Genomic DNA, 11,951 nt, shown 5'->3' on the forward strand with positions numbered 1-11,951 from the left:
CTCGGCGGTAGGTCTTTGCTCTATACAACCAGACCTAGGAATAGGGGAACGCCATGACGGAATCGACACACGGGCACGGGGATTGGGCGGGTAGCGACCACCAGACCGAAGAACACAAAGAGGCCCTTGATAACGGAAGCACCATTCATGTTGTTGTACGGCAGTTAGCAGCCGATCATTATGAGTCAGAAATCACGGTGCTCGACGAAGCCGGCGCGAACGTATACCACAAGGTGAAGGATCGCAAGGACGATCCAGGCCCCGCGGCCGAGATCCTCAAGTTCGCAATAGACGAAGCCAAGCGCCATGCCGGTGGACACAAGGGCGCCCCCTTGGACGACCACCATCAAGCCACGCCTATCTGATACCAGGGCCTGATACCAGGGCGCCCACCCCAAGCGAGTGGGCGCTTTTGCCAACCCTTGGCGTATCCTAGCGAACGGCCACCTTGGCCTGTGGCGCATCCGGCCCTCCACCCAGCGCTTTATAGATTTCCACGATGCCACGGTACAGGTCTACTTCGCCTTGAGCCTGTGCGTCCTCGGCGGCAAGGCGCTCCCGTTCTGCATCCAGCAGTACCAGGTAATCCACACTACCTTCCTGGTACCGCAGGCCGGCCAATTCCGCCGCCGAGCGACTGGCTTCGCTTTGGCGAATCAAGGACACCAGCCGCTGCTGTCGACGACCGTAGTCACTAAAGGCATTTTCAGATTCCTCCAAGGCAAGCAGCACCTGTTGCTCATAGGTGGCCAAGGCCTCCTCTGCATCTGCATTGGCGCCACGGATCCGTGCCCGCACGCTGCCCAGATCGAAGGCTGCCCAGTTGATGCGTGGACCCAGGCTCCAGGCTTGGGCGGCGGACGAGCCTATTTGCGATCCGCGCGCGGCGGTAAAGCCCAGGAAGCCAGTAAGGCTGACCCGTGGGAACAGGTCTGCGGTGGCTACGCCAATGTTGGCCGTGGTGGCCGCCAGTTGGCGTTCGGCGGCGCGAATGTCCGGGCGCCTGCGTAGCAGTTCCCCTGGATCGCCGATGGGCAACGCTTTAGCAATCGCAGGCAAGGGGCGTGGGCTCAGGTCTACGCTCAGCGCATCCGGTCGCTGGCCCAGCAACGTCGCGATACGATGGCGGGCGCGGGCCTGTTCGGCTTCCAGCACTGGGATGCTGGCCTCAACGCCGGCCAGGCGGGCGTCGGCGCGCACCACATCGAAGGCATCGCCCACGCCCAGGTCACGCAGTTGTACGGTAATGCCTCGGGAATCCTGCTGGTTCTTCAGGTTGTCCCGGGCAATGCGCTCACGCAGCTGGCTGCCGCGCAACTGGCCATAGGCGTCGACCACATCAGCGATCAGGGTCACGCGCAAGTCCTGCAGCTGCGCCTCGGCGGCGCCTTGTTGGGCGTCGCTGGCTTCCAACTGGCGCTGGATACGGCCGAACAGGTCTACTTCCCAGGCCATGTCCAAGCCCAGGTCGTAGCGCTCGATGTTGACCCTGCGCTCGGTTTGCCCTGGCACTTGGCCTTTGCCCACATCGCTGCTGGCACCGGTGGTCACCACGGGCAGGGCGTCATTGGCCACGTCGTCACGGATGGCGCGGGCAGCTTTCACCCGGGCAAAGGCGCCGCGTAAATCCCTGTTACCCGCCAGGGCCTGGCCTACCAGCTGGTTGAGGGTAGGGTCCTCGAACTGCTGCCACCACAACGCTTCGAGCCGTGAGCGGTCGTAATGGGCATTACCCTGGTCCTGGGCGCTCGCCAGGCTGGCCGGCGCGGTTTCTGGGGTTTTGTAGTCTGGGCCTACCACGCACCCTGCCAGGGCGAGGGTCAAGAGTGCCGGGGCAAAACGGAACAGGTGGGTCATGCTTGCGTCTCCAGCGGTGCAGGTTGAGCAGCGGCGGCGCGGGCCTGTTGACGGCGCTCCACGAAGCGGCGGATCAAGAAGAAGAACACCGGCGTGAGCAACAGGCCGAAGAAGGTGACCCCAAGCATCCCGGAGAACACCGCAACACCCATGGCATGGCGCATTTCCGCGCCGGCACCGGAGCTGAGTACCAAAGGCACCACGCCCATGATGAACGCGAAGGAGGTCATCAGGATCGGCCGCAAACGCAGGCGGCAGGCTTCCAGTACCGCGGCCAGCGGGTCGAGGCCTTCGAGCTGTTTGTCCTTGGCGAACTCCACGATCAGGATCGCGTTCTTACAGGCCAGCCCCACCAGTACGATCAGGCCGATCTGGGTGAAGATGTTGTTATCGCTACCGGCAATGATCACCCCGGCAATGGCCGAGAGCAGGGTCATGGGTACGATCAGGATCACCGCCAGCGGCAGGCTCCAGCTTTCGTACTGCGCCGCCAGCACCAGGAAGGCCAACAGTACGCACAGTGGGAACACCAGCAGCGCGGTGTTGCCGGAAAGGATCTGCTGGTAGGTCAGCTCGGTCCACTCGTAGCTCATGCCATTGGGCAGCTCATCACGCAGCAGCTTTTCCATGGCCGCCTGGGCCTGGCCAGAGCTGTACCCCGGCGCGGCGGCGCCGTTGATTTCAGCGGTCACAAAGCCGTTGTAGTGCATCACTCGGTCTGGGCCGGAGGCGTTCTCAACCTTGATCAGGGTGGCCAAGGGGATCATCTCGCCCCGGTCGTTGCGCACTTTCAGCTGGCCGATCTGGTCCGCGTCCAGGCGGAAGCGTTGGTCAGCCTGTACGTTGACCTGGTAGGTGCGGCCAAAGCGGTTGAAGTCGTTGGCATACAGCGAGCCCAGGTACACCTGCAAGGTGTCGAATATATCGCTGATGGCCACGCCATGGGTCTTGGCTTTGTCCCGGTCGATATTGGCATCCACCTGTGGCACGTTCACGGTATAGCTGGTGAACAGCCCGGCCAGTTCCGGCACGTTATGGCTTTTGGCGATAACGTTCTGGGTTTCTTGGTACAGCGCTTCGTAGCCCAGGTTGCCACGGTCTTCGACCTGCACGCGGAAACCACCAATGGTCCCCAGCCCTTGTACCGGCGGCGGCGGGAAGATCGCCATATAGGCTTCCTGGATGCCGGCATACTTGCCATTCAAGGCCGCGGCGATGGCACCGGCCGATTCACTAGGGTCGGTACGCTCGTCGAAGTCCTTCAGCGCCACGAACACCACGCCGTTGTTTGGGCTGTTGGTAAAGCCGTTGATGGACAGGCCTGGGAAGGCAATGGCGTTAGCTACCCCAGGTTGCTCCATGGCCATGGCGGACATGCGCTTGATCACGTCCTCGGTGCGGTCCAAGCTGGCTGCATCCGGCAGCTGGGCGAACGCTACCAGATACTGTTTGTCCTGGGCGGGCACGAAGCCGGTAGGGGTGGAGGAGAACCCGAACCAGGTCAGCACGATCAGCCCGGCGTACACCAGCAAGGCCACGCTGCTGCCGCGGATGACCCGGCGCACGGTGCCCACGTAGCCATGGCTGGCCTTCTCAAAGAAGCGGTTGAACGGGCGGAACAACCAGCCCCCGAACAGGCGGTCGAGAAGGCGTGAGAAGCGGTCCTTGGGCGCATCATGGCCTTTGAGCAGTACTGCCGCCAAGGCAGGGGACAGGGTCAGCGAGTTAAACGCTGAGATGACCGTGGAAATGGCGATGGTCAGGGCGAACTGCTTGTAGAACTGCCCAGTAAGGCCAGAAATGAACGCCGCGGGCACGAACACGGCGCACAGCACCAGGGCCGTGGCAATGATAGGCCCGGTCACCTCGCCCATGGCGCGGTGGGTGGCGGCGACAGGCTCAAGCCCCAGCTCGATATTACGCTCCACGTTTTCCACCACCACGATGGCGTCGTCCACCACGATACCGATGGCCAGCACCAGCCCAAATAGCGACAGGGCGTTGAGCGAGAAGCCGAACATGTGCATCACGGCGAAGGTACCGATCAACGACACCGGTACTGCAACCAAGGGAATGATCGACGCACGCCAGGTTTGCAGGAACAGCACCACTACCAGCACCACCAGCACCAGTGCTTCAAACAGGGTGTGCACCACGGCCTCGATGGAGCCGCGTACAAAGATGGTAGGGTCATAAACGATGCTGTAGTCCATCCCCTCAGGGAAGTCTTTTTTCAGCTCGTTCATGCGGCTACGCACTTCGTTGGAAATGTCGATCGCGTTGGAGCCGGGGCGCTGGAAGATCGGAATGGCCACCGCCGGCTGGTTGTTGAGCAGCGAGCGCAGGGCGTACTGGCTGGAACCCAGTTCCACACGGGCGATGTCGCGCAGCCGAGTGATCTGGCCGTCGGCGCCCGCGCGAATGATGATGTTCTGGAATTCTTCTTCGGTGACCAAACGGCCTTGGGTGTTGATCGACAGCTGGAAGCTGCTGGCGTTGGGCGCGGGCGGCGCGCCCAGTTGGCCGGCGGCTACCTGGCGGTTCTGCTCGCGGATCGCGTTGACCACGTCGGTCGCGGTGAGGTTGCGCGAGGCGGTCTTGTTCGGGTCCAGCCAGACCCGCAAGGAGTAGTCGCCCATGCCGAACAGTTGCACGTCGCCTATCCCATCAAGCCGTGCCAGCTCGTCCTTGATGTTGAGCACCGCATAGTTGGACAGGTAGAGCATGTCATAGCGCTGATCCGGGGAGGTCAGGTGCACCACCATGGTCAGGTCCGGGGAGGCTTTGTCCACGGTGATACCGATGCGGGTCACTTCCTCGGGCAGCTTCGGCTCGGTCCGGGTCACCCGGTTTTGCACCTGCACCTGGGCGGTATCCAGGTTGGTGCCCAGGGCGAAGGTGAGGGTCAGCGTAAGCTTGCCGTCCGCGGTGGCCTGGGAGCTCATGTAGAGCATGTTTTCCACGCCGGTGATGGCCTGCTCCAGGGGAGAGGCCACGGTTTCACCGATCACCTTAGGGTTGGCACCAGGGAAGTTGGCCCGTACCACCACGGTAGGCGGCACCACTTCCGGGTATTCGCTGATTGGCAGTTGGAACAGCGAGATGGCCCCACCAATCAGGATCAGCAGCGAAAGCACAGCGGCGAAGATCGGCCGCTTGATGAAGAATCCAGAAAACGTCATGGCGCTGATCCTTTAGCCGCGAGGGGGCAGGGCACTGGCAACCTTCTGCGGGGCAGGGGCTGCGGGCGGGTTGTGGGCTTCGAGGGCTTGGCGCTGCTCAGCCAGGGCCGCCAGGGTCTCTTTGCTGGCCATGGGTACGGTCTGAGGATCCACCGTGCTGCCCGGGCGTACTCGCTGCAAACCGCTCACCACGATGCGATCACCCTTGGCCAGGCCGCTGCGAACGATACGCAGGCCTTCAAGCTTGGGGCCCAACTCCACGGAGCGGTAGCTGGCCTTGTTGTCCGGGTCCATCACCAGCACGAATTTCTTGCCAAGGTCGGTCCCTACGGCTTCGTCCTTGATCAGCACGGCTTCGTACACGCCGCTGCCCACCAATTTGAGCCGGGCATACAGGCCGGGGGTGTACTCGCCGTTGTGATTATCGAAAACCGCGCGGCCACGGATGGTGCCGGTTTGCGGGTTGACTTGGTTATCCAGGAAGTTCAGCTGGCCCAGGTGGCTGTTGCCGTCCTCGTTGGACAGGCCCATGTATACCGGGGCCGCCGCGCTCACGCGGCCGTCGCGGGTCAGCTGGCTGTATTTAAGGAACGCGCGTTCGTCGGCGTCGAAGTAGGCATATACCTTGTCGGTAGACACCACCTGGGTCAGCAGGCTGCTGTCGGCGGTCACCAAGTTGCCGGCGGTGATTTCGGCGCGGCCTACCTTGCCAGAGATAGGCGAAGTGACTCGGGTGAAGCTCAGGTTGAGACGGGCCAGGTCCAGTTGAGCCTGAATGGCTGCTACGCCAGCGCGAGCGGCCTGCGCGGTACTGTTACGGGCATCGGCCAACTCAGCGGAAATGGCGTTGGCGCCGCGCAGGCGCTCGCCACGGCTAGCCTCGCTTTCGCTGTTGGCGGCACTGGCTCGGGCCTGCTGCAACTGGGCTTCCAGGCGATGCACTTCAGCCTGGAACGGCCTTGGGTCGATCTGGAACAGCACATCACCCTTTTTCACCAGCGTGCCTTCGGTAAAGGCCACCTGGTCGATCTGCCCGGCAACGCGAGGGCGTATCTGCACGGTTTCCGGCGCCTCCAGGCGGCCGGTGAACTCATCCCACTCATTGACCGGCTGGTCAAGCACCTGCGCTACGCTTACCTTCGGAGCTTGAGGCGCCTGGGCGGTTTCTGGCGCCCGGCCGCAGGCGGCCAAGACGGTGAGCGCCAGCGCGGCAAGGGGGAGATGCAAGGGTTTGAATGACTGTTCCATAGAAGGCCCGCCCGGTTGTTATCAGCAATGGTGCGGATAATGGCGAGCGGCGCGATCATCGACGAATCGAATGATTCGAAGATAACTATCAGTGGGAGTGATTAAGCCCGCGGTACCGGGACCGCTAGCGCCTTTAAAAGGTACCGCGGATAACCGGCGTTTAGCCTGTTGCACCCCAGCCCCTTCAGCGGCTTGCGCTAGCGTCCTTAACCCTGGATGCTGGCGGGCCGAGGACGGAGGGTCGAATATGCAAGGGGCGTTACGCAAGGTTGTGCAGGCGGTGCTGTATGAAGTGGGGGCGTTGGTGTTCGTGGCCCCGGCCTTGTCCTTGATCTTCGATCAGGGCATGGGCCATTCCACGGTGCTGTCTGTGGTTATCAGCGCCATAGCCCTGCTCTGGAACATGCTGTTCAACCACGGGTTTGAAGCCTTTGAGCGACACAAAGGCTGGCGCACCCGCACCCCGGCACGCCGGCTGCTGCACGCGGTAGGGTTCGAAGGCGGCTTAGTCATCATGCTGACGCCGGTGATGGCCTACGGGTTAGGCGTGAGCCCGGCTGTGGCCGTCGGGGCCAACCTGGGGCTGTTCGTATTCTTTTTTTTCTATGCCTATGGCTTTCAATGGTTGTTCGACAAAGTATTTGGGCTGCCTGCACAGCAAAACGCATCTGCCGCCACCTGCGCCGGCGCAGATTGACCTCATGCCTGCCACTGCGTAGGCTTGCCCGTTTACCCATTCAACCGGGCAAGGGGCCGGTGCTAAGTGCCCAGGGCCTCGGCCCTGGCTAACTGGCGCCCGCCTTGCCCCGCAGGCACCCCATGAAAACGCTCAGCAAACTTCCCGTCACCATTGTTACCGGCTTTCTAGGCTCGGGTAAAACCACCTTGCTGCGGCATATGTTGGACAACGCCCAGGGCCGGCGCATCGCGGTGATCGTCAATGAGTTCGGCGAGTTGGGCATCGATGGCGACCTGCTCAAGCAGTGCAGCATCGGTTGCACCGAAGAAGAGGCCACCGGCCGGGTGTTCGAGCTGGCCAATGGTTGCCTGTGCTGCACGGTGCAGGAAGAGTTCTTCCCGGTGATGCGCGAGCTGGTCAAACGCCGGGGCGACCTGGACCACATTCTGATCGAGACCAGCGGCCTGGCCTTGCCCAAGCCGCTGGTGCAGGCCTTCCAATGGCCGGAAATCCGTAATGCCTGCACCGTCGATGCGGTGATCACCGTGGTAGATGCCCCGGCAGTGGCCGCGGGCACCTTCGCCGCCTTCCCGGATGCCGTGGACGCGCAGCGCAAGCAAGACCCTAACCTGGACCATGAATCCCCCTTGCACGAGCTGTTCGAGGACCAGCTCGCCAGCGCCGACTTGGTGGTATTGAACAAGGTAGACCTGATCGGCGCCAAGGGCCTGGCCCAGGTGCGGGCCCAAGTGGGTGAAGAATTGCCCGCGGCGGTCAAGGTGGTGGAAGCCACTTCTGGCAGACTGCCGCTCGACGTGCTGCTTGGCCTGGGCGCGGCCTCCGAGGCTCATATCGATAGCCGTCAGACCCACCACGACCAACACCACGACGGCGAAGAAGCCGACCACGATCACGATGCCTTCGACTCGATCTGGGTCGAGTTGCCCGAGGCGCCAGAAGCCAGCCTGCTGGCCGCGCTGCAAGGGGTGGTTCAGCGCCATGACGTGTTACGGGTCAAAGGCTTCGCTGCCATTCCCGGTAAGCCCATGCGCCTGCTGGTGCAGGGGGTCGGCAGCCGGTTTGATCGCCACTTCGACCGCCCTTGGGCGGCGGGCGAGGCACGGGTGAGCAAACTGGTGCTTATTGGCCAGGCGCTGGATGAAGCGGTGCTGCGCGCCGAGCTGACCCAAGCGCTGCGCGGCTGACCGATGCACCTGCTCCGTACCCAGCCTGGGGGGTTTGTTCCTGACGACAGCATTGCCGACCTGGGCCAAACCCCGGCGGACATGGTCATCCTGTGCAGCGGTGATTCGCACCTGGCGCTGCTGGCCGAAGCCGCGAAGGCGTTGCCAGCGGATTATCCCAGCCTGCGCCTGGCCAACCCCATGCAGGTGCAGAATCACGCCTCGGTAGACCTGTATGTGGACCAGGTGCTGCGCCACGCCAAGCTGATCGTGCTGTCGCTGCATGGCGGCGTGAGCTATTGGCCCTATGGCGCGGATCAGCTCCTCCAACTGGCCGAGCAGGGGGTGCAACTGGTGATGGTGCCCGGTTGCGACCGGCCAGATCCCGATCTATTGGCCCTGGGCACCCTGCCTGACGCAGTGGCTACCCAGGTATGGCAATACCTGCGCCAGGGTGGCATGGACAACGCCCGTTCACTGTTCGCCTACCTGGTCGCCAAGGCCTTTCCTCAGGCGTTGGCGCAGCCGCTGCCTTGGCAGCCACCTACGGCCCTGCCTAGGGTCAGCCTTTATCACCCTAAGCAGGGAACAACCACCCTAGACCAATGGCAGGCCCAGTGGGTACCTGGGGCGGCGGTGGTGCCCCTGGTGTTTTATCGCTCGCACCTGCAAGGCGCGAACACCGGGTTTATCGATACCTTCTGCCAAGCGCTGGCCGAGGCGGGCCTGAACCCTATGCCGGTGGCCGTGGCCAGCTTGAAAGAGGCGGCCTGTCTGGCCCAGCTCGAAACCTGGATGGATGAGGTCGAGGCGGCCGTGGTCATCAATACCACCGGCTTTGCCCTGGCCAGCCCCGACGCCCCCAAGCAACGCCCCTTGCGCCGGGATGTGCCGGTCATTCAAGCGATCTGCGCCCAGGACAACCAGCCCATGTGGGAGCAAAGCCCGCAGGGCCTGGGCCCACGGGACCTGGCCATGCATGTGGCCTTGCCCGAACTGGACGGCCGTATCATCAGCCGGCCGATTAGCTTCAAGAGCCTGGCTTGGCGCAGCGAACGCAGCCAGAGCGACGTGGTGTGTTATCAGGCGCACCCCGAGCGCATGGCCTGGGTCGCCCGGTTGGCCGCCAACTGGGTGGCCTTGGCCCGCATGGCCCCGGCCAAAAAACGGGTGGGCCTGATTCTGGCCAATTACCCGACCCGTGACGGCCGTATCGGTAACGGGGTAGGGCTGGACACGCCAGCGGCCGCTTTGAACATTTTGGCGGCCATGGCCGAGCAGGGTTACCCCGTGGCCGATTTGCCAGCCACTGGCACCGAGCTGGTTCATACCTTGCTCGGCGGGGTCAGCAATGACCTGGAGCATCTGGACGCCCGCCCCTGTGCCCAAAGCCTGGCGCTGGAGGCCTATACCGACGCCTTTCTCAACTTGCCCTTGGCCTGCCAGCAAGCCGTGACCGAGCGTTGGGGCGCGCCTGAGCAAGACCCGATGTTCCGTGGCGGGCGGCTGATGGTGGCAGGGTTGCGCCTTGGCGAAACCTTCGTAGGCATACAGCCTGCGCGCGGCTACCAGTTGGATGTCAGTGCCACCTACCACGATCCGGACCTGGTTCCCCCGCACGGTTACCTGGCTTTTTATTTCTGGCTGCGCCATGTGTACGGTGCCCATGCGCTGATTCATGTGGGCAAGCACGGCAACCTGGAATGGTTGCCCGGCAAGGGCGTGGGTTTGTCGGCCAGTTGCTGGCCCGATGCACTGCTCGGCCCGCTGCCTAATATCTACCCCTTTATCGTCAACGATCCAGGAGAGGGTGCCCAGGCCAAGCGCCGCACCCAGGCCGTGATCATCGACCACCTGATGCCGCCGCTGACCCGTGCCGAAAGCTACGGGCCGCTGCGCGATCTCGAGCAACTGGCCGATGAGTACTATGAGGCGCAGTTGCTGGATCGGCGCCGGGCGCTGGAGTTGCAGCGGGAGATCCTGGCGCTGGTCCGCGCGACCCAGTTGGACCGCGAATTAGGCCTGGCCGAGGTTAGCCTGGATGACGCCGACGCCTGGCTGCCTCGGCTTGATACCTACCTGTGCGACCTGAAAGAATCCCAGATCCGCGACGGCCTGCATATATTCGGCGAGTCGCCCGAGGGCCGGCTGCGCATCGATACCCTGGCGGCCTTGCTGCGGGTGCCGCGCGGGGCGGGCAAGGGCGGTGACGCCAGCCTGCAACGGGCGCTGGCCAATGCGTTTGAACTGGGCTTCGATCCGTTGGACTGTGCCTTTGGAGAACCCTGGCAAGGGCCGCGGCCTGAGTGGCTGGCGGCTTTGCCAGGCGGGCCCTGGCGCACCCAAGGGGATACTCGCGAACGGCTGGAGCTGTTTGGCAACCGGTTGATCGAGCAGGCCTTGGCCGGCCATTGGCAGTGCCCGGCAGGGGAACACTGGGCCGGTGTAGCGGCCGTGATGCAGGCCTTGACCCAGACCGTAGCCCCCACCCTGGATGCGTGTGGCGCGGCTGAAACCCACAACCTGCTGGCGGCGCTAGCCGGGCGATTCGTAGCTCCCGGGCCGAGCGGCGCGCCCAGCCGGGGCCGCCTGGACGTACTGCCCACTGGGCGCAACTTCTACAGCGTGGACGTGCGCAACCTGCCCACGCCCACTGCCTGGCGCCTGGGTTTTGCCTCGGCCAATCTGGTATTGGAGCGCCACCTTCAGGACCATGGCGACCACCTGCGTACCCTGGGGCTGTCGGTATGGGGCACGGCCACCATGCGCACCGGCGGGGACGATATCGCCCAGGCCATGGCGCTGCTCGGGGTACGCCCGGTGTGGGCCACCGGTAGCCAGCGGGTAGACGATTTCGAAATCCTCCCCCTGAGCCTGCTGGACAGGCCTCGGGTGGATGTCACCTTGCGCGTGTCCGGGTTTTTCCGCGATGCCTTCGGTAACCTCATTCGCTTGTTCGATGCCGCCGTACAGGCGGTGGCCGCGCTGGACGAGCCTGCGGACATGAACCCGTTGGCCGAGCGGGTACGCGCCGAGCACGCCAGCTTGCAAGCCCAGGGCGTTGCCCCGGACGAGGCACGGCGCCAGGCCGGTTGGCGGGTGTTCGGCGCCAAGCCTGGAGCCTATGGCGCGGGCGTGCAGGGGGTGGTGGAGTCCCGCCAGTGGTCCGAGCGCGGCGACCTGGCCAACGCCTACCTGAACCATTCGGGCTATGCCTATGGCGCACAGGATGACGGGGCACCCGCACGGGCCGAGTTGGCACGGCGGCTGGGCCAGGTGCAGGCGGTGCTGCACAACCAGGACAACAACGAGCACGACCTGCTCGACTCCAATGACTACTACCAATTCCAGGGCGGGATGCTGGCGGCGGTGCATCAGCAAAGCGGTCAAGAGGCCGCCAGCTACCATGGCGACCATAGCCAGGCTGACGTGCCGCGTATCCGCACCCTGAAAGAAGCCATCAATAAAGTGGTGCGCGCGCGCGCGGTGAACCCCAAGTGGATCGAAGGCGCGCGGCGCCACGGGTACAAGGGTGCCTTCGAAATGGCCGCTACCTTGGATAACCTGTTCGGCTTCGACGCTGCCACTGGCTTGATCGACGATCACCAGTACGCGCTCGTGGCCGAGGCCTACGTGCTGGATGCCGACAACCGCGAGTTTCTGCGCCAGCATAATCCACACGCCTTGCGCGACATGGCCGAGCGCCTGCTAGAGGCCCAGCAACGCGGGTTATGGCAGGAACCTGGTGCCTATGCCGAGGCGCTTGAACACCTGCTGATGGACAGCGAAGAAGAGGGCTGA

Annotated in this window: 7 protein-coding genes; 4 read left to right on the forward strand and 3 right to left on the reverse strand. The window is 63.7% G+C overall.

Annotation, left to right across the window (positions count from 1 at the left end; genetic code table 11):
• Window positions 1-53 precede the first annotated feature (53 nt).
• Window positions 54-365 carry a hypothetical protein gene (locus ACWKV4_RS13065; RefSeq protein WP_483832505.1) on the forward strand — a complete coding sequence of 104 codons (312 nt, stop codon included), beginning with the start codon at window positions 54-56 and terminating at the stop codon, window positions 363-365.
• A gap of 67 nt (window positions 366-432) precedes the next feature.
• Here ACWKV4_RS13065 and ACWKV4_RS13070 read toward each other — a convergent pair whose 3' ends face one another.
• Genes ACWKV4_RS13070 through mexE form a run of 3 tightly spaced genes read right to left on the reverse strand, consistent with a single transcriptional unit; the run spans window position 433 to window position 6,287 of the window.
• Window positions 433-1,857 carry an efflux transporter outer membrane subunit gene (locus tag ACWKV4_RS13070; protein ID WP_483832506.1) on the reverse strand — a complete coding sequence of 475 codons (1,425 nt, stop codon included), beginning with the start codon at window positions 1,855-1,857 and terminating at the stop codon, window positions 433-435.
• Window positions 1,854-5,039, reverse strand: coding sequence for an efflux RND transporter permease subunit (locus ACWKV4_RS13075; RefSeq protein WP_483832507.1), 3,186 nt, complete (start codon window positions 5,037-5,039; stop codon window positions 1,854-1,856). The genes ACWKV4_RS13070 and ACWKV4_RS13075 overlap by 4 nt, the downstream gene beginning before the upstream one ends.
• A gap of 12 nt (window positions 5,040-5,051) precedes the next feature.
• Window positions 5,052-6,287, reverse strand: a complete 1,236-nt coding sequence (gene mexE, locus ACWKV4_RS13080; protein WP_483832508.1) for a multidrug efflux RND transporter periplasmic adaptor subunit MexE — start codon at window positions 6,285-6,287, stop codon at window positions 5,052-5,054.
• 247 nt (window positions 6,288-6,534) lie between these two features.
• Here mexE and ACWKV4_RS13085 point away from each other — a divergent pair, with 247 nt between their 5' ends.
• The 3 genes from ACWKV4_RS13085 (at window position 6,535) to cobN (ending at window position 11,951) form a co-directional block, all read left to right on the forward strand.
• Window positions 6,535-6,984: a PACE efflux transporter gene (locus ACWKV4_RS13085; RefSeq protein WP_483832509.1), complete on the forward strand. Its 450-nt coding sequence runs from the start codon at window positions 6,535-6,537 to the stop codon at window positions 6,982-6,984.
• A 122-nt stretch (window positions 6,985-7,106) separates the two neighbouring features.
• Window positions 7,107-8,171, forward strand: coding sequence for a cobalamin biosynthesis protein CobW (cobW, locus tag ACWKV4_RS13090; RefSeq protein ID WP_483832510.1), 1,065 nt, complete (start codon window positions 7,107-7,109; stop codon window positions 8,169-8,171).
• Between the two features lie 3 nt (window positions 8,172-8,174).
• Window positions 8,175-11,951, forward strand: a complete 3,777-nt coding sequence (cobN, locus tag ACWKV4_RS13095) for a cobaltochelatase subunit CobN (protein ID WP_483832511.1) — start codon at window positions 8,175-8,177, stop codon at window positions 11,949-11,951.

Source organism: Pseudomonas artemisiae (assembly GCF_057128685.1).